Raw genomic sequence first — 17,023 nt, 5'->3', positions numbered from 1 at the left:
CGGCGGCGCGGTCGCGCCGCGGCCTTCAAAACCGGTTCCGCACCAGTCGAAAAGACAGCGCCGAAGCGCCCTGTCCGGCACGCGCATCGCGACAACTCGGAGGTTAAGACCTTGGACAAGACATCGCATCCCTATATTCCGACACTGCTCGATCAGCTTAACGAGGGCGAGATCAGCCGCAGGGACTTCTTGCGCAAGTCGACGCTGCTCGGGCTTTCGGCCGGCGCGGCCTATTCCATGGCCGGCATCATCGACCCGGCGACGCAAGCGCGTGCCGGCGACCTGCCGAAAGGCGGCAATTTGCGCATCGGCATGCGCTGCATGGAGATCAAGGATCCGCATCTGGCCGACTTCGCCGAAAAATCCAACGTCATCCGCCAGGTCTGCGAATATTTGACCTTTACCGACCGCAACAACATCACTCACCCCTATCTCTTGGAGAAGTGGGACGTCAGCGATGACCTGAAGGCCTGGACGCTGCACATCCGCAAGGAGGTGAAATGGCGTGACGGCAGGGCGCTTAATGCCGACGACGTGGTCTGGAACCTGAAGCGTGTCAGCGATCCCAAAGTCGGCTCCTCGGTGCTCGGCCTGTTCACCGGCTATCTCGTCGAGGAGTACGATACCGGCGAAAAGGACGACAAGGGCAATCCGAAGAAGTCGAGCCGGCTCTGGTCCGACAAGGCGATCGAGAAGGTCGACGACAGCACGGTGCGGCTGAACCTGTTCTCGCCGCAGATCGCGGTCGCCGAACATCTCTTCCACTATCCGATGTTCATCCTCGATCCGAAGGACAACGGCGCCTTCGGCCCGAGCGCCAACGGCACCGGTCCCTTCGAGATGGTTGAATACACGGTCGGCAAGGGCGCGAAGTACAAGGCGCGGGCCGATTATTGGGGCGGTGCTGCGCATCTCGACACGTTTGAATTCGTCGACCTCGGCGACAATCCCGGCGCCGGCATCGCGGCGATGGCGTCCAAGCAGGTCGATGGCCTGTCGGAAGCCGACGCGGTGCAGATCAATTCGATGAAGGCCTTCCCGCATGTCTCGGTCCACAAGGTCGAGACGACGCAGACCATCGTCATGCGCATGCATCCCGATGTCGAGCAGTTCAAGGACAAGCGCGTGCGCCAGGCCATGCGCCATGCGCTCGACCGCGACAAGATCATCCAGACCGTCCTGCTCGGCGCCGGCACGCCGGCCGAGGACCACCATGTGGCGCCGTCGCACCCCGAATATGCCGCGCTGCCCAAATGGCCGCGCGACGTCGAGAAGGCGAAGAAGCTGATGGCCGACGCCGGCCATGCCGACGGTTTCGAATTGGATTTGGTGACGCGGCCCGACCCGATCTGGGAGCTCAACACGACACAGGCGATGGCCGAACAGCTGAAGGACATCGGCATCAAGGCCAACATCAAGTCGCTGCCGAGCGCGCAGTACTGGGAAGTGTGGACCAGCGCGCCCTTCAGCCTGACCGCCTGGGGCCACCGCCCGCTCGCCATCATGACGCTCGGCCTCGCCTACCGCTCCAATGCCGCCTGGAATGAATCGCATTTCTCGAACGCCGAATTCGACAAGCTGCTCACCCAGGCCGAGGGCATTCTCGACCCGAAGGAGCGCAGCAAGGTGATGGAGAAGATCGAGCTGATCATGCAGGACGAGGGCCCGATCGTGCAGCCGTTCTGGCGCATCTTCTCGACCGTCATGGACAAGAAGGTGCAGGGCTTCGAACTGCATCCATCACAGTACATCTTCGCCAAGGATTATGCGGTCGCCTCCGCCTAGACCACGCTGCGCCCGGCCGGCGACAGAACGGCCGGGCGTTCCTTTCCACTCGCACCCAGAACGGAAACGTCCGGCTGATGGCAATATTCGTGGCGAAACGGCTGGCGATGATGCTGCTCACCATGGTCGCGGCGTCGTTTCTGGTATTCGCCGTCTGCGAGTTCACCCCGGGCAGCGTCGCGCGCAAATCGCTCGGGCCGTTCGCGACGCAAGAGCAGGTCGATTTCCTGACCAAGAAGCTGAGGGCCGACGATCCGCTGCTGGTGCGCTACGGGCGCTGGGCGGGCGTGCTGCTCGGCATCATTCCGGATCCGCTCCAGGACCCGAGCACCGGGCTCAATTTCAAGGATCCGCGCGGCGCGCAGTATTTCGGCAATTTCGGCTATTCGACGCTGAACAAGCTGCCCGTCAACGATGTGATCTGGAACCGGCTCGGCAATACGGCGATTCTGGCCGGGCTGGCCTTTCTGCTGATCGTCCCGCTGTCGATCGTTTTCGGCATCCTGTCCGGCCTGAAGGAAGGCGGCGTACTCGACCGGCTCCTGTCGGTGATCTGCATCACCTTCACCTCGATCCCGGAATTCGCGTCGGGCGTGTTTCTGGTCACCCTATTCGTCATTCTCTGGCCGGTGCTGCCGGGCACCAGCCCGCTCGATACAGAGGGCGGCTGGTCCGTTCCCTCGCAGCTCGTACTGCCGGTGGCGGTGCTCGTCATCTATGATTTCGGCTATGTCGCGCGCATGATCCGCGTGTCCATGATCGGGGTGATGGAAAAGCCCTTTATTCGCACCGCGGTACTGAAGGGAATGAGCACACGCCAGGTCGTCATCGGCCATGCCCTGCGAAACGCGATGATCGCCCCGTTCACGGTGCTGCTCCTGCAGATCAACTTCCTGATCAGCGGCGTGGTGGTGACCGAACTCGTTTTCGCCTATCCCGGCTTCGGTCGGCTGCTGCTCGATGCCAGCCTCTTCGGCGATATCGCGACCATCGAGGCGGCCACGCTGATCACCGTCGCCATCGCGGTCACGACGCAATTCGTCGGCGATCTCGGTTACATGCTGCTCGATCCACGCATAAGATTGCGATGAGCGCACTGGTCGAGCAGAGAGCTATGGAGGCGACAGCCGTCAAGGCAACGGGCAGGGCACGCCTGAAATGGGCGCGCATCCTGCGCTCGCCTACCGCACTGGTCGGGCTGTTCCTGGTCGGCTTCTGGGTGCTTGCGGCGATCCTCGCACCGGTGCTGCCGCTCTATTCTCCGACCGAGCAGGATGTGATGGCGCTAGCCGACCCGACGCCATCGGCGGCGCATTGGCTCGGCGTCGACATTCTCGGCCGCGATGAGCTGTCTCGCCTGATCTTCGGCGCCCGCACCGTGCTGGTCGTCGCGCCGCTTTCGGTCGCGGTCGCCATGATCGTCGGCATCACGCTCGGCATGATCGCCGGCTATTACGGCGGCTGGATCGATGCCGTGATCAGCCGCCTTTCCGACATCATCCTCGCCTTCCCGGTGCTGGTCCTCTACGTCATCCTGATCGCCAATATCGGGCCATCGATAATCAACATCGTCATCGCCACGACGATCGCCTCGGCGCCAGGAATCGGGCGAATAACGCGCGGGCTGGTACTCGGCCTGAAGGAGCAGGAATACATCGCCGCCGCAAGGCTGCGCGCCGAAAGTACTTTATACATCATGCTTGTCGAGCTGTTGCCCAACTGCCGCGGCATGCTGATCGTCGATGCCTGTCTGCGCATCGGCTACACCATCATCACCATCGGCATTCTCGGCTTCCTTGGCCTTGGCCTGCCGCCGCCCAACCCGGACTGGGGCGGCATGGTCAAGGAAAGCACGACGGTGCTCAACGTCTGGCCTTTGATGTCGGTGCTGCCCTCAATCGCCATCGTCAGCCTGGTTCTGGGTTTCAATCTTTTGGCCGACGGCCTGCGGGAGGCCTGGAAGTCATGACGATGGTCGCCGAGCCGATTTCGACGAAAGGCGAGCGTGCGTCCGAGACGCCGCTCCTCGCTGTCCGAGATCTGCGCATCGAGTTTCGCGGGAAGGCCGAGACGATCGTTGCGGTGCCGAAGCTGTCTTTCGAGGTGAAGCCCGGCGAAAGCTTCGGGCTAGTCGGCGAATCCGGCTGCGGCAAGAGCACCACGGCGATGGCGATCATGGGCTATCTCGGTGCGACAGGCGTCGTCGCCGGCGGCAGTATCCGCTTCGAAGGCGAGGAACTGGTCAACGCACCGGCGCATAAGTTGCGCGCCATACGCGGACGGCGCATCGCCATGGTCTACCAGGACCCGATGAGCGCGCTCAATCCGGTCAAGACGATCGGCGCGCAGCTTGCCGAGGTGCCGATGCTCCATCTCGGCGCAAGTCGCGTCGAGGCGCTCGACATGGCAGCCGCCATGCTGAAAGACGTGCGCCTGCCCGACGCCGGCGACATGCTGAAGCGCTATCCGCACCAGCTTTCGGGCGGCCAGCAGCAGCGCGTCGTCATCGCCATGGCGCTGCTCGGGCGGCCGTCGCTGCTCCTGCTCGACGAGCCGACCACCGGTCTCGACGTGACGGTGGAGTCGGCGGTGATCGATCTGATCGGCGAGCTGCGCCGTCGCTATGGAACCAGCCTGCTGTTCATCTCGCACAATCTCGGTCTGATCGCCGAAAGCTGCGACCGGGTCGGCATCATGTATTCCGGCGAGCTGGTCGAGGAGGCGCCGACGTGCGAGCTGTTCGGCCGGCCACGCCATCCCTACACGCAAGGGCTGATCGACTGCATTCCCGATATCGGGCACGGCAAGCACAGTCGCACGCTTGCCGCCATTCCGGGCCATATCCCGCTGCCGTCGGAGCGGCCGCGCGGCTGCCTCTTTGGTCCGCGCTGCGCCGGTTTCCGCGCCGGCCTGTGCGACCGGCCCGGCATGACGCTGGAACCGGTCGGCGAGCGGCATGTTGTGCGCTGCGTGCGCTGGCCCGAACTCGAGGTGGCTCATCGCGAGCTTCCGCCGCTATCCGGCGAGAGTGCGGCACCGGCAGCCGAGATCACTTTCTCCGACATCACCAAGTTCTATCACCTCGGTTACCACAAGACGCTGAAGGCCAATGAGGCCGTATCCTTCGAGGCCGGCAAGGCCGAGATCGTCGCGCTGGTCGGCGAATCCGGCTGCGGCAAGTCGACCCTGGCGCGTATCGTCACCGGCCTCGACCGCGCCACTTCGGGCGAAATCCGCATGGCTGGCGAAAACATCGCCGCGATCGAAGCGAGCGCGCGGCCGAAGCCCCTGCTGCAATCGATCCAGATGGTGTTCCAGAACCCGGACTCGACGCTCAATCCGTCGCACAGCGCCGGCTTCTCGATCCGTCGCTCGCTGAAGAAGTTCGGCATCCGCAAGGGCAAGGCGGCCATCGACCAGCGCATGCGCGAGCTGCTGGAGATGGTCCGGCTTTCGCCGGACTTCGCCGCCCGCCGGCCGAGCCAGTTGTCCGGCGGGCAGAAGCAGCGCATCGCCATCGCCCGCGCCTTCGCCTCCGATCCGTCGCTGATCGTCGCCGACGAGCCTGTGTCGGCGCTGGATGTCTCCGTGCAGGCGGCCGTGGTGACGCTGCTGCTCGACATCCAGAAGACCCGGCATGCGACGATGCTGTTCATCAGCCATGACCTGGCGCTGGTGCGCCACGTCGCCGACAAGGTCGTTGTGATGTATCTCGGCAAGGTGATGGAAAAAGGCACCGTCGAGGAGATCTTCGGCGGTGCGACCCATCCGTACACCGAGGCGCTGATCTCGGCGATCCGCAGCACCAAACCGGAAGGGGCAGAGCGCAACCGCATCACGCTGACCGGCGACACGCCGAGCCCCGTCGATGTCCCGCGCGGCTGCCGCTTTGCCAGCCGCTGCCATCGCAAGCTGGGTTCGATCTGCGACAGGGAACCGCCACCGATCCGCAGGATGTCCGCCACGCACGAGATCGCCTGCCACATTCCGGCGGAAGCGCTGGAGAGTCCCAGGCATCCGGACGAGGCGAGCGACCGTTCATGACGAGGCCAGCTTCACTGGGCCGCCTCTGGCGTCAGGCCGAACGGTCGCGCGCCATCCTGTCGATCATGGCGCGCATCTGCCTGGCCGGCACCGGCAGCGCCATGCTGACCACCGCGGTCTCGCTTGCATTGAGCGCGCCGGGAATCGACCCCTCCGAAGTGCAATTGGTGCTGACCGCTTACCCGGTCGGATTTCTCATCGGCTGCCTCGTCGCGCGTCCGCTGGTGTCGCGCGTCGGCCATGAGCGCGCCTTCTTCGCCATCACCGTGCTTGCAAGCCTTGCCGCCTCGGGATTCGCGCTCACCGATTTCATGCCGGCATGGCTTTGCCTCCGGCTGCTCGGCGGGCTTGCCATGGCGGCAATGTTCGTTGTCTGCGAAAGCTGGATCAACCTCTATGCCGACCAGCACAATCGCGGCAGGCTGTTCTCCATCTACATGCTGACGACGGCGGTCGCGGTGCTGTTCGGACAGCTGCTGCTGGAGCTCGTCGGCGCGCATTCGCCGCATTTGTTCGCCGTCAGCGCGGCGACGGTGCTCTTGTCGGCGCTTGCACGGTTTGTCTCCAGGCCTTGGCCTGCCCTGCCCGCCGAGCAAACCGAGCCGTCCCTGGCCGATATCCCGGCGCAGGACGAACGCTATGGCGTCGTCCAGTTGCTGCGTCTCGCTCCGGTAACGGTGGTCAGCATCTTCCAGGCAGGCATCACCAACATGAACATTTTCGTGCTGACGCCGATCTACGGCGCCAAGATCGGACTGTCCGCCGCCGCCACTGTCGGCCTGGTGACGACCGTCAGCGTTGCCGGCATGCTGGCGCAGACGCCTATAGGATGGCTGTCCGACCGGTTCGACAGGCGCATCATGCTGCTTGTCCAGGGACTGCTTTCCGTGTCGCTATGCGCGTCGATCGCCTGGCTGGGCAGCGGACCGCTGCCGCTGCTCTTCCTGCTGTTCTTCCTCTATGGAGCAACCGCTCTCACGGTCTATCCTGTGGCCATCGCCTTCGCCAATTCGCGCATGCACAGCCGGCACATGGTGGCCGCTTCGGGGACGCTGCTTCTGCTCTATTCGGTCGGCAACATCCTGACGCCGGGTCTCGCCGCCGGACTGATGGAGCGTACCGCGCCGCAGGCCATGCTGTTCGTGCTCGGCACCGGCGGCATTCTGGTGGCGGTTGCGGCTTGCATCAATCTGCGGCGGCGCCCGGTCGGTGTCGCGGTTGCGCAGCCGTGCGGAGGCGAGCCGTGAACAGCGCCCTTCCCCACCGTCTGGATGGCAAGTTCGTTCTGATCACGGGCGCCGCGAGCGGCATCGGCGCGGCGATCGCGCGCCGCTGCGCCGAAGAGGGAGCCCGTGTCGCCTGCTCGGATCGGGACACAGCATCGACGAAGGCGCTTGCCGCCAGCCTTGGGCCGAATGCTCTGGCTGTCGACTGTGATGTCACCGATCCGGACTCGGTCCAAGATGCTGTCGACGCGACAGCTCAAGCATTCGGCCGGCTGGACGGTCTGGTCCACAACGCCGCGGCTCCCTCGACCGACGGCACCGTCGCCGACCTTGCAGTGGACAAGTGGCGGCTGGAACTCGACGTCGGCCTGACCGGCGCGTTCCTGATCTCCAAATTCGCGGTGCCGCTGATGGCATCGAGCGGCGGCGGGTCGATCGTCTTCATCGGCTCGCAATTCGCGCGCGTCGCCGTCGGCAAGGCGGTGGCCTATTGCGCGGCGAAGGCGGGGCTTGTGCATTTGGCGAAGGCGATGGCGATCGACCATGCGGATCAGAACATCCGGGTGAACAGCCTGTCGCCCGGAGCGGTCGCGACCGCCCGCCTGCTGCAGCGCTGGTCCAGTCTGGAGGCGGCCGACAAGGGTCTAGGACCTGCGCATCTGCTCGGACGAATTGCCGAGCCCGAAGAGATCGCAGCCGCCTGCGCCTTTCTGCTTTCGTCCGACGCTTCCTTCGTCACCGGCACGGACCTCCTGGTGGATGGCGGCTATGCGGTGCGTTGAATCAATTTCCAGCATAGGAGGCTCCAAGACATGACCCTTCTCGTCACAGGCGGCACCGGCTTCGTCATGAGCGTGGTGGCGCGTGCCTGGCTGGACCGCGACCCTGCCGCGCGCGCCGTCATCCTGGATCGCGCCGGCCTCGACGCCGCGGCCGAAAGGCATTTCGCTCCGGTGCGCGACCGGCTCAAAGTGATCAGCGCGGATATCCTCGACCCGGCGGGGTGGTCCGCCGCACTCGACAACGAGCACATCACCGCGATCGTACATGGCGCGACGATCACACCGATTTCGCGCGGCAGCGCCTCGGAGGCCAAGCGCCAGCCGGAGGCCGAGGACCCGGCTCGCATCGTCGATGTCAATCTCATGGGCACAGTGCGCATGCTCGAATGGGCACGCGCGCGGGCCAACGTGAAGCGCTTCATCTATGTCAGCTCGGGAGCCATCTATCGACACAATGGCCCCGACTGGAGCGGCGAGCCGCTGCCGGAGGACGGCTACGTCGCGCCGTTGACGCTTTACGGCATCTCCAAATTCGCCTCCGAGATGGTGACCAACCGCTATGCCGACCTGTTCGGCCTGTCGGCGGTTTCGGTCCGGCTTGCTTCCGTCTACGGCCCGATGGATCGCGCGACCGAGAGCCGCAACTTCCGCCATGTCCCCAACCGTGTTGCGCACATGGCCCTGGCCGGCGAAACGATCCGGCCGAACAGTCTGGAGCCGGTGGGCGACTATCTTGCCTCGACCGATGTCGCTGCCGCGATCCTCGCGCTGCTCGATGCGCCGCGCCTCAATTACCGCCACTACAATATCGGCTCCGGCTCCAGCCAGACCATCGGCGAGATCATCGCCTGGGCAAAGGAGCGTGTTCCGGCGCTGAAGGTTGAGGTGACGCCTGGAGAAGACGCCAATATCCTACAGGACGTGTCGCTGAAAGGCGGCATGTGGGGCGCCTACGACATCGCGCGGATCATGCGTGATACGGCATGGCGGCCGCGCCCGGGCAAGGAGGCGTTCCACGCCTATATGGACTGGATTTCGGCCAACGAGATGAAGTGAGAGGGATTGCCATGACAAGCGCTGCCTCACAACCGGTCCAGCCGCGCGACTTCGTCGGCTATGGACCGAACCCGCCCTATGTCACCTGGCCGGACGGCGCGAAAGTCGCGATCAATCTCGTGCTGAACTACGAGGAAGGGTCGGAGTACAACTGGCTGGATGACGGCCGCAACGACAATTGGGGCGAGTACAACAACCCCGGCCTTTCACCGCATCGCGACCTCGGCACCGAAACGCATTTCGAATATGGCAGCCGGGCCGGGGTCTGGCGGTTGGCTCGGCTGTTCGACCGCTACGATGTGCCGATCACGGTGTCGGCTTGCGCAGTGGCGCTGGAGAAGAATCCCGCCGTCGCCGAGTGGATGAATGCGCGCGGTCACGACCTGCTCGGTCACGGGCTGCGCTGGACCGATTATCCCGGCATGCCGCGCGAGGAAGAGGAGCGGCAGTTGCACGAAGCGATCGCACTTTACGAGAGGGTGCTTGGCCGGCGGCCGCTCGGCTGGAACTGCCGCTCGTTTCCAAGCGTCAACACCCGCGATCTGCTGGTGCGCGAGGGCGGCTTTCTCTACCACTCCGATCCCTGCAACGACGAGCTGCCCTATTTCGTCGACCATAGCGAGGAGAGAATCCTCGTCGTGCCCTATTCCAAGACGCTCAACGACAGCCGCTTCCTCATCGCGCCGGGTTACAGCAATCCGCGCGACTTCGCCGAGGATTGCCGCTCGGCCATCGATTACATGCTGTGGGAGGCCGAAGAGACGGGCGGACGGATGCTCAACATCTGCGTGCACGCGCGCTGGATGGGCCAGCCGAACCGGGCGTCCGGCCTGCGCGAGGTAATCGAGCACGTGCAAAAGACGCCGGGGGCGATCTTCATGCGGCGCGCCGACATCGCGCGGTACTGGCTGGACAATCACCGGACGTTTGCCGGCAAGCGTGCCGGCTGAACAGCGGAATGTTCGAAACACTCATCACCGGCGCGACGATCGTCAACGCAGAGGGCAAAGCCCGCCGCGACATTGCCATCAACGCCGGCAGGATCGCGGCCCTGATCCAGCCAGGAGACGCGGCCGAAGCGCGGAAGGTGATCGACGCTAGCGGCTGTCTGCTGCTGCCCGGTCTCGTCGATGCGCACGCGCATCTGCGCGAACCGGGACTGACCCACAAGGAAGACTTCTCGTCGGGCACGCATGCGGCCGCGCTCGGCGGCGTGACGACGGTGCTCGACATGCCGACCGATGAACCCTGGACGGCGACGGCGGACCAGCTCGCCGAGAAGATGTCGATGGCCGAAGGCAAGCTCAACGTCGATGTCGGCTTCCAGGCTGTTGTCAGCGAGAGGCCGGACAGTCTCGAAGGGCTGGCGGCGCTTGCCCCGGTATCGTTCGAGCTTTTCACGGCGGATGTCCCAGAGCCGTTTCTTTTTCCGACGGTGGACACCGTTCTTCACGCGCTCAAGCGGATGAGCTCGATCAAGACGATCGTCGGCATCTCGCCCGGCGATCAATCGCTGCTGGTGGGCAGCGCCGGGCGCGTTCATTCTTGCGACATCGCAGCGTTCCGCGAAAGCCGGCCACCACTGGCCGAGGCCAATGGCATCGCGCGGGCGCTGCTGGCGGCGGCCGAGACCGGCGCGCGCGTTCATGTCCGCCAGATCAACTCGGCGCTCGGCGTCGAGACCTGGCGGCGCCTGCGCGATCTTGCCGATGCCAGCGTCGAGACGACACCCCAGAACCTGTTCTTCTGCGCGGACGACTACGAAAAGCAAGGCGCGCGACTGAAGGGATCACCGCCGTTCCGGCCGAGGCAAGATGTGCAGCGCCTCCGCGAGGCTGTAGCGGCCGGGCTGATCGACATCATCGCCACCGATCACGCGCCACACAGCCCTGCTGAGAAGGCCGCCGACTATCCGGCTTTCGCGGACATCCCGGGCGGCATGCCCGGACTGCAGACGCTGCTGTCCGTCATGCTCAAGCTCGTCGACGAAGACCTGATCGGACTGCGCGACATCGCGCGCCTGTGCGCGGCCAATCCGGCCAACCGGTTTGGGCTTGGCCGGCGCAAGGGCAGGCTGGCCGTCGGCCACGATGCCGACATCCTCCTCATCGACCCGACGCGAACCTTTGCCATGCGCGATGCCGACCAGAAGTCAAAGGCCGGCTACACGCCGTTTGACGGCTGGAGCGTTTCAGCCACCTTGCGGCAGGTGTTCCTGCGCGGCGAGGAAATCACGCGTGACGGCGCGCTGGTCAACCCGGGACAAGGCCAAGTGGTGCGGTGGGAAAGCTGAGGCAGGCAAGATGGGTCTTCTGGACGGCAAGGTTGCCATTGTCACCGGCGCGAGCTCCGGCATCGGCCGCGCCATCGCGCAACGCTACGCGCAGGACGGCGCGAAGGTGGTGGTCGCCGATACGCGCGAGGAAGCTATCGAAGGCGGCGGAACAACGGTCCGGCTGATCGAAGCGGCTGGCGGTGAGGCGATCTTCATCTCCACGGACATCGCCGATCAGGAGGCCGTCATAACCATGATGCGGCAGGCGGTGGACCGGTTCGGGCGGCTCGATATCCTGGTCAACAACGCCGCGGTCTATACCTCGACCAATCTGCTCCAGACCACGCCGGAGCAATGGGCGAAGGTGATCGACGTCAACGTCACCGGCTTCTTCTACTGCTCGCAACAGGCGGTGCTGCAGATGCTCAGGCAGGAGCCGGTCAACGGCGTACGCGGGCGCATCATCAATATCGCCTCGCAGCACGGTATGGTCGCCTGCCCGGGCGATTTCCCCTATTCGGTCAGCAAGGGCGCGATCGTGCAGATGACGCGCCAGATCGCGGTCGATCACGCCGAGGACCTGATCGTCTGCAATGCGATAGCTCCCGGCAAGATCATCACCGGCAAGCCGGGCATCGCCAACGACCCCGATGCGCTCGACTATTCGCGCCGCCGCACGCCATGGCCGCGGCTTGGCGAGCCGAACGATGTCGCCGGCGCGGCGCTTTTCCTGGCCAGCGACCTTGCGACATACGTCACCGGGATCAACCTGATGGTGGACGGCGGCTGGATGGCCGGCTGAGCGGTCATCGCGCGAAAGCAAAGGCCGGCTGCAAAGCGGCCGGCCTCCTTCCTATCCGACGATCACGACGATCGCAGCTACTTATTCGGCACTTCGTAGACCTTGCCGTGCCAAGGTGCTGCATCGATCTGGTCGAGGGCCATCACGTAAAGCTCCTTTTCATCGGGCCCGAAGGCGAAGTTCGGCATGGACGGCGACGGCACCGAAAGCGTGCGCAAGAGCTTGGCGTCCTTGTCCACCACTATGATCTTGCCCGGCGCGTCGAGCGAGCGCGGGCTCTGGCCGATATACATCTCGCCAGCCTCGTCCATCTTGATGCCGTCCGGCCAGATATGCGGCTGGTTCGGGAACAGATCGTCGAGCCGAAGGAAGACGCGACGGTTGCTCAAGCTGTGATCGGCCCCGACATCGAACTCGATGATGCGGTTGTCCTCGGTTTCGACCAGGTAGAGCATCTTGCCGTCGTTCGACATGACCAGCCCATTGGCATTGTGCAGGTCGCCAGCCACCTTCTTCACGCTGCCGTCCTTGCCGATGTAGTAGGCCGACGCGTCGATCAGCGGACCGCCCTTGCCGGAGCCGGTGAAGTAGATGCCGCCCTCCTTGTCCGGCGCGAAATCATTGGGGCCGCTGAACGGCTTGCCGTCGGTGTCCTTGTCGTAGGCCGGCAGCGTCTTGCCGTCGGCCGAGATGCGGCCGATCGTGTTGTTGTCGTAGCAGGTGACGACGAATTCGCCCGTCGCGGTCGGCAGCACGGCCGAAGGGCCGCAGCCATCCATCTTCCAGAAAATCGCGTTCTTCTTGCCGTCCCAAACGTCCACAGTGCCGCGGCCGTATTCGACGTAGAAGAGCTTGTCCTGGTACCAGATCGGGCCCTCGGCGAACCAAGCGTCGTCATTGATCACCTTGACGTTCGCGGCGTGTGCCGATGCGGTAAGAGCGAGGGCTAACACTGTGCCCAGCAAATGCTGTCTTGTCATGCGCTTCCCCTTTCTTTCGTTGAACTCCAGGCGCTTAGGGCTCGCCGGCGCCGATCTCCTCCTTGCGGCGCGCCACATAGGCGTCCAGCTCCTCGCGGATGGCTGGATCCATAACCGGTTCCTCGTAGTCGCTGAGTGCCTGCTGCCAGAGCTGCGTCGCCCGCTCCAGCGCATCGTGGCCGCCCGCTTCCTGCCAGCTGCCGTAATTTTGCCAATTGGACAGCATCGGCCGGTAGAAGGCGGTCTCGTAGCGCGCCATGGTGTGCTCCGACCCGAAGAAATGTCCGCCGGTCGGCACGGCCTTGATCGCCTCGAAGCCGAGGTCGTCCTCCTCGAACGGCATCGGCCGCAGGAACTCCATCATGTTCTGGAGGATCTCGACGTCGAGGACGAGCTTCTCGTAGGAGGCTGTCAGCCCGCCCTCCAGCCATCCGGCGGCGTGATAGATCAGGTTCGCGCCGCCGAGCACCGCGCCCCAGGTCGCCATCTCGGTCTCATAGGCCGCCTGCAGGTCGACGACATTGGAGGCATTGGCATTGGAGGTGCGGTAGGGAAGGTTATAGCGCCGCGCCAGCTGTCCGGCGACGATGTTGGCCTTGGCGTTCTCCGGCGTGCCGAAGGCAGGCGCGCCGGAACGCATGTCGACATTGGACGTGAAGGCGCCATACATCACCGGCGTGCCGGGATTGACCAGCTGCGTCAGCGTCACGCCGAACAGGGCCTCGGCATTCTGCTGCGCAAGAGCCGCGGCCAGCGTCACCGGGGTCATGGCGCCCATCAGGGTGAAGGGCGTGATCGTCACCGGCTGGCCGTGCTCGGCCATGGCGATCAGGCCTTCGGCCATCGCCTCGTCGAACAGGCGCGGCGAGTTGACGGAAATAATCGTCGTGACCCCCGGCGAATTGCGCAGTGCCTCGATGGTCGTGCCGCGTGCGATCGCCGTCATGGCGATGCTATCCATGGCGCGGCCGCGGCCGATCGCCGAGCAATGGAAGCTCAGATCCGACAGCGTGAGATTGGCGCGATAGGTGTCGAGATGGCGCGAATTCGCCGGCAGCTCCATAGGCGCCACCACCTGGTTGCCGATGATATGGATGGCGTTGAAATGATGCGCGAGGCGGATGAAGTTCTCATAGTCAGCCAGATTGCCCTGCCGGCGGCCGTTGATGCGGTCATGCACATTGGGCGGCCCGGCGACCAGCCCGAACACCAGCGAATTGCCGCCGATGCGGATCTGCTTGTCCGGATTGCGCGAGCTTAGCGAGAAGGACGATGGCGCGTTCCTAAGCGCTTCTCTGACGATACTCTCGTCGATCCGCACCGTGTTCTCGGCCCGATCAACGATGGCGCCCGCGGCCTCGAAGATACCCAGCACCTTCTCGCCCATGACGCGGATGCCGAGTTCGGACATAATACGCATCGAGGTCCGGTGGAGCTTGTCCATCTGCTCCTCGTCGAGGATCTGCATCGGCGCGTAGGGGTTTGTGACGCGCTGCCAGGGCAGTTGCGCAATGCCGCCGCCACTGCGCCCGGCCGCTCTGGTGCGCCGTCCGCCGCTTCGCCTGTCATGCGCTGTCATCGGCCTGTCCTCCTTAATAGCCGCGTCCCGGATCCACCACATTCGCCAAAGGCTCGCCGCGCCGGTAGCGGGCGAGATTCTCGGCAAACATGCGTGCCGACTTCACGTCCCAGCCGTCGTAGACGGACGAGCAATGCGGCGTGACGATCACGTTCTCGTAGCCCCACAGCGGATGCGCCGGCGGCAGCGGCTCGAGGGCGAAGACGTCGAGCGCCGCGCCCTTGATCCGGCCACCGTCGAGCGCCGCAAGGAGCGCCGCCTCGTCGACGACGCCGCCGCGGGAAACGTCGATCAGCACCGCCGAAGGCTTCATCGCCGAGAAGGCTTCGCTGCCCACCATGCCACGTGTGCTTTCGAGCAGCGGCACCGCGCACAAGATGAAATCGGCACGGCCCCACAGGCTGGGCAGGTCGGCCATGCCGTGCACCTCATCGATGTGGTAGGTCGGTTTCGGGCTGGCGCGCACGCCCAGGGTCGTCATGCCGAAGGCCCTGGCCCGGACGGCGACCGCCTGCCCCGTCTTGCCGAGCCCAAGGATCAGAAGCGTCTTGCCCTGGATCGGCTCGACCTTGCCGGCCGTCCACCTCCTGGCAGCCTGCTCGCGTGCGAAGCCGCGCAGGCCGAGCGAGAAGGAAAGCATCGCGCCGAAGACATATTCGGCCATCATGTCGGCAGCGACGCCGGCCGAATTGGTTATCGTCACCCTTGTCGGATCCCAGGGGCGCAGGTGATCCGTGCCGGAGCCGCCGACCGAAACCCAGCGCACGGTCGGGCTCTCGACCAGCGCCGCGCGCGGATAGCGCGATCCCCGGTCGAATTTGATGGTGAACACCACCTCGGCGCCGGTGTCCGCAATCAGGTCGGGAAGCGCCTCGTAGCTGTCGCAGCCGAGCACCCTGAGATCGGGATGGGTTTCCGCCAGCGCCGCAATCGGCCCGTCCGGCGCGTCGCTGCTGACGATGATTGTTGGCCGCGCGGACATTTCAGCCCCGCCTCGGACCAGGAATGTGATCGGCAAGAGGACCCAGCGTCTCGAGCAAAGCCTTGCCTGCCTGCGGGCTGGTGTTCTCATGCGGCGCGCGCAGGTTGAGCCAGCGCTGGTCGCCGGAGCGCACGGCAAGTGCCGCTTTCATGCCGCCGATCAGCCCCGCGGTCTGAACCGCCTTTCGAAATTCCTTTATGGCGGCATCGGCGGCCGAGACGTCGCGGCCGGCGCGCGCGCCGTCATAGACGGCGCGGATAGCCTTGGCGTTGAGGTTGACGGAAGCGGAAATGCAACCCGCCGCGCCGGCGGCCAGGCCTTGGGTGAGCTGGCCTTCGGAACTCGGGAAGACGGAGACGTTGGGCGCCGCGGCGATCACGGCCGCGGTGTTGTCCCAGTTCCCGGCACTGTCCTTGTAGGCGACAACGGTTTCGGGAAATGCCGCGTTGAGCCGCGCCGTCAGCGCCGGCGATACCGGCACCCCGGAATTCTGCGGGATGTGATAGAGGATCAGCTTGAGCTTCGGGCTGGCGACTTTCTCGACCAGTTCCGAATAGTAGCGCGCCTGCCCGTCATCGCCCGCCGCGGTGTAGAAGAACGAAGGCAGCACCATGACGCCGGCGCAGCCGAGTTCCAGGGCATGCCGGCTCAGTTCGAGCGTCTCGGGCAGCGCGGTAACGCCTGTGCCGGGCATCATCTTATCCGCCGGGATGCCGGCCTCGGCCAGCCACTCCAGGGCTTGCATGCGTTCGCGCGGCGACAGCGACAGCGCCTCGCCGGTCGTCCCAAACGGCGAAAGGTAATGCGCGCCCTGAGCAAGCACCCATTTCGCATGGTTGACCCACAGATCGCGGGCGACGCTGCCGTCTTTGTCGAAGGGCGTCAGGATGGGGCCAATGACGCCTTGCACGCTGTTCATCGATGGTTCTCCCGGGTCGTCGTGTCGCCGTCGGCGAGCTTCGCTGCCGCGTCGACTGTTCTGATAAAGAATGCTGTCGAGGCGATGTCGAAGAAGACGTGGAAGCCTGCCTCGCTGCGCACCAGCACGGCTTCGAGATTCGCGACGCGCGTCTGCGCGATCTCGTCATCGGCAAAACGGCCAGGCCTGAGGTCCAGTGCGCAAAGCCTCGCCATCACCGCTTCTGCCGACTGGCCGGAAAGCCGCATCCAGCTCCAGCCTTCCTCGCGCCAGGACCAATAGCCGCGCGAACCTTTCTCGGCCTGCCAGGCAGCGACGAGCTTTGCGACGGCGCCACCGGCGATATCGTCAATCGCGAGGAAATCTTCGCTGCCTAGACGCAGCAGCCTGACGCCGCCCTGCCTAGCGATGCGATTGACGGGCGGCAAGGCGAGACCTTGCGCTTCGAGCCAGGCTGAACTGCCGGGCCCTTTGATGCCGAAGCGCGATCGGGCCGTCAGATCGGTCACTATCAGTTGCCCATTTGGCAGAACTGCTTCAGCGGCCGAGCCGTCCGGCGACAGGGGAAATGTTCGCATGGCAAGACCGGCCAT

The 17,023-nt window shown here is 64.9% G+C and carries 15 protein-coding genes; 10 read left to right on the top strand and 5 right to left on the bottom strand.

The features are described 5' to 3' along the window. Positions 1-111 precede the first annotated feature (111 nt). The 10 genes from EOA49_RS03710 to EOA49_RS03665 all read left to right on the top strand — a co-directional run bounded on the left by EOA49_RS03710 (position 112) and on the right by EOA49_RS03665 (position 11,970). Positions 112-1,785 carry an ABC transporter substrate-binding protein gene (locus EOA49_RS03710; protein WP_095801128.1) on the top strand — a complete coding sequence of 558 codons (1,674 nt, stop codon included), beginning with the start codon at positions 112-114 and terminating at the stop codon, positions 1,783-1,785. A 77-nt stretch (positions 1,786-1,862) separates the two neighbouring features. Next, positions 1,863-2,876, top strand: a complete 1,014-nt coding sequence (locus tag EOA49_RS03705; protein WP_066989127.1) for an ABC transporter permease — start codon at positions 1,863-1,865, stop codon at positions 2,874-2,876. Continuing rightward, positions 2,873-3,754: an ABC transporter permease gene (locus EOA49_RS03700; protein ID WP_245460512.1), complete on the top strand. Its 882-nt coding sequence runs from the start codon at positions 2,873-2,875 to the stop codon at positions 3,752-3,754. Before EOA49_RS03705 ends, EOA49_RS03700 begins: the two co-directional genes overlap by 4 nt. Beyond that, complete coding sequence (locus tag EOA49_RS03695; RefSeq protein ID WP_127243060.1) at positions 3,751-5,829, top strand: ABC transporter ATP-binding protein; 2,079 nt, start codon at positions 3,751-3,753, stop codon at positions 5,827-5,829. The genes EOA49_RS03700 and EOA49_RS03695 overlap by 4 nt, the downstream gene beginning before the upstream one ends. Then, positions 5,826-7,076, top strand: coding sequence for an MFS transporter (locus tag EOA49_RS03690; protein ID WP_127241810.1), 1,251 nt, complete (start codon positions 5,826-5,828; stop codon positions 7,074-7,076). The genes EOA49_RS03695 and EOA49_RS03690 overlap by 4 nt, the downstream gene beginning before the upstream one ends. Next, a complete protein-coding gene (locus tag EOA49_RS03685) occupies positions 7,073-7,837 on the top strand; it encodes an SDR family oxidoreductase (RefSeq protein ID WP_127241809.1) in 765 nt (254 codons plus the stop codon). Before EOA49_RS03690 ends, EOA49_RS03685 begins: the two co-directional genes overlap by 4 nt. Positions 7,838-7,867: 30 nt before the next feature. Further along, on the top strand, positions 7,868-8,893 hold the full coding sequence (locus tag EOA49_RS03680; protein ID WP_127241808.1) for an NAD(P)-dependent oxidoreductase: 1,026 nt from the start codon (positions 7,868-7,870) through the stop codon (positions 8,891-8,893). Between the two features lie 11 nt (positions 8,894-8,904). After that, entirely contained in the window at positions 8,905-9,843 is a 939-nt protein-coding gene (locus EOA49_RS03675) for a polysaccharide deacetylase family protein (RefSeq protein ID WP_127241807.1), read from the top strand. An 8-nt stretch (positions 9,844-9,851) separates the two neighbouring features. Then, positions 9,852-11,186, top strand: a complete 1,335-nt coding sequence (locus EOA49_RS03670) for a dihydroorotase family protein (protein ID WP_127243059.1) — start codon at positions 9,852-9,854, stop codon at positions 11,184-11,186. Positions 11,187-11,196: 10 nt separating this feature from the next. Then, positions 11,197-11,970, top strand: a complete 774-nt coding sequence (locus EOA49_RS03665; RefSeq protein ID WP_127239906.1) for a glucose 1-dehydrogenase — start codon at positions 11,197-11,199, stop codon at positions 11,968-11,970. Between the two features lie 77 nt (positions 11,971-12,047). Here EOA49_RS03665 and EOA49_RS03660 read toward each other — a convergent pair whose 3' ends face one another. Genes EOA49_RS03660 through EOA49_RS03640 form a run of 5 tightly spaced genes read right to left on the bottom strand, consistent with a single transcriptional unit; the run spans position 12,048 to position 17,023 of the window. Then, positions 12,048-12,950 (bottom strand): SMP-30/gluconolactonase/LRE family protein, encoded by a 903-nt coding sequence (locus tag EOA49_RS03660; RefSeq protein WP_164746681.1) that lies wholly within the window; start codon positions 12,948-12,950, stop codon positions 12,048-12,050. 34 nt (positions 12,951-12,984) lie between these two features. Further along, a complete protein-coding gene (locus EOA49_RS03655; RefSeq protein WP_095825743.1) occupies positions 12,985-14,529 on the bottom strand; it encodes a trimethylamine methyltransferase family protein in 1,545 nt (514 codons plus the stop codon). Between the two features lie 13 nt (positions 14,530-14,542). Then, the gene (locus tag EOA49_RS03650) at positions 14,543-15,511 is read right to left on the bottom strand and encodes a D-2-hydroxyacid dehydrogenase (RefSeq protein WP_095826972.1); all 969 of its coding nucleotides are present in this window, start codon (positions 15,509-15,511) and stop codon (positions 14,543-14,545) included. A 1-nt stretch (position 15,512) separates the two neighbouring features. After that, positions 15,513-16,430 (bottom strand): dihydrodipicolinate synthase family protein, encoded by a 918-nt coding sequence (locus EOA49_RS03645; protein WP_127239904.1) that lies wholly within the window; start codon positions 16,428-16,430, stop codon positions 15,513-15,515. After that, positions 16,427-17,023 (bottom strand): hypothetical protein, encoded by a 597-nt coding sequence (locus tag EOA49_RS03640; RefSeq protein WP_067327493.1) that lies wholly within the window; start codon positions 17,021-17,023, stop codon positions 16,427-16,429. The genes EOA49_RS03645 and EOA49_RS03640 overlap by 4 nt, the downstream gene beginning before the upstream one ends.

It is taken from the genome of Mesorhizobium sp. M1A.F.Ca.IN.020.04.1.1 (genome assembly GCF_003997315.1).
Lineage (GTDB): Bacteria > Pseudomonadota > Alphaproteobacteria > Rhizobiales > Rhizobiaceae > Mesorhizobium.
Note: the sequence above shows the minus strand (reverse complement) of the source record. Positions and strands in the feature narration are given on the sequence as shown.

What these genes read in the sequence shown, in the direction of transcription:
- EOA49_RS03705 (WP_066989127.1), top strand. Translation starts at nt 1,863, where the DNA reads ATGGCAATATTCGTGGCGAAACGGCTGGCGATGATGCTGCTCACCATG.
- EOA49_RS03660 (WP_164746681.1), bottom strand. Translation starts at nt 12,950, where the DNA reads ATGACAAGACAGCATTTGCTGGGCACAGTGTTAGCCCTCGCTCTTACC.
- EOA49_RS03680 (WP_127241808.1), top strand. Translation starts at nt 7,868, where the DNA reads ATGACCCTTCTCGTCACAGGCGGCACCGGCTTCGTCATGAGCGTGGTG.
- EOA49_RS03655 (WP_095825743.1), bottom strand. Translation starts at nt 14,529, where the DNA reads ATGACAGCGCATGACAGGCGAAGCGGCGGACGGCGCACCAGAGCGGCC.
- EOA49_RS03675 (WP_127241807.1), top strand. Translation starts at nt 8,905, where the DNA reads ATGACAAGCGCTGCCTCACAACCGGTCCAGCCGCGCGACTTCGTCGGC.
- EOA49_RS03645 (WP_127239904.1), bottom strand. Translation starts at nt 16,430, where the DNA reads ATGAACAGCGTGCAAGGCGTCATTGGCCCCATCCTGACGCCCTTCGAC.
- EOA49_RS03670 (WP_127243059.1), top strand. Translation starts at nt 9,852, where the DNA reads ATGTTCGAAACACTCATCACCGGCGCGACGATCGTCAACGCAGAGGGC.
- EOA49_RS03640 (WP_067327493.1), bottom strand. Translation starts at nt 17,023, where the DNA reads ATGGCCGGTCTTGCCATGCGAACATTTCCCCTGTCGCCGGACGGCTCG.
- EOA49_RS03665 (WP_127239906.1), top strand. Translation starts at nt 11,197, where the DNA reads ATGGGTCTTCTGGACGGCAAGGTTGCCATTGTCACCGGCGCGAGCTCC.
- EOA49_RS03695 (WP_127243060.1), top strand. Translation starts at nt 3,751, where the DNA reads ATGACGATGGTCGCCGAGCCGATTTCGACGAAAGGCGAGCGTGCGTCC.
- EOA49_RS03700 (WP_245460512.1), top strand. Translation starts at nt 2,873, where the DNA reads ATGAGCGCACTGGTCGAGCAGAGAGCTATGGAGGCGACAGCCGTCAAG.
- EOA49_RS03650 (WP_095826972.1), bottom strand. Translation starts at nt 15,511, where the DNA reads ATGTCCGCGCGGCCAACAATCATCGTCAGCAGCGACGCGCCGGACGGG.
- EOA49_RS03690 (WP_127241810.1), top strand. Translation starts at nt 5,826, where the DNA reads ATGACGAGGCCAGCTTCACTGGGCCGCCTCTGGCGTCAGGCCGAACGG.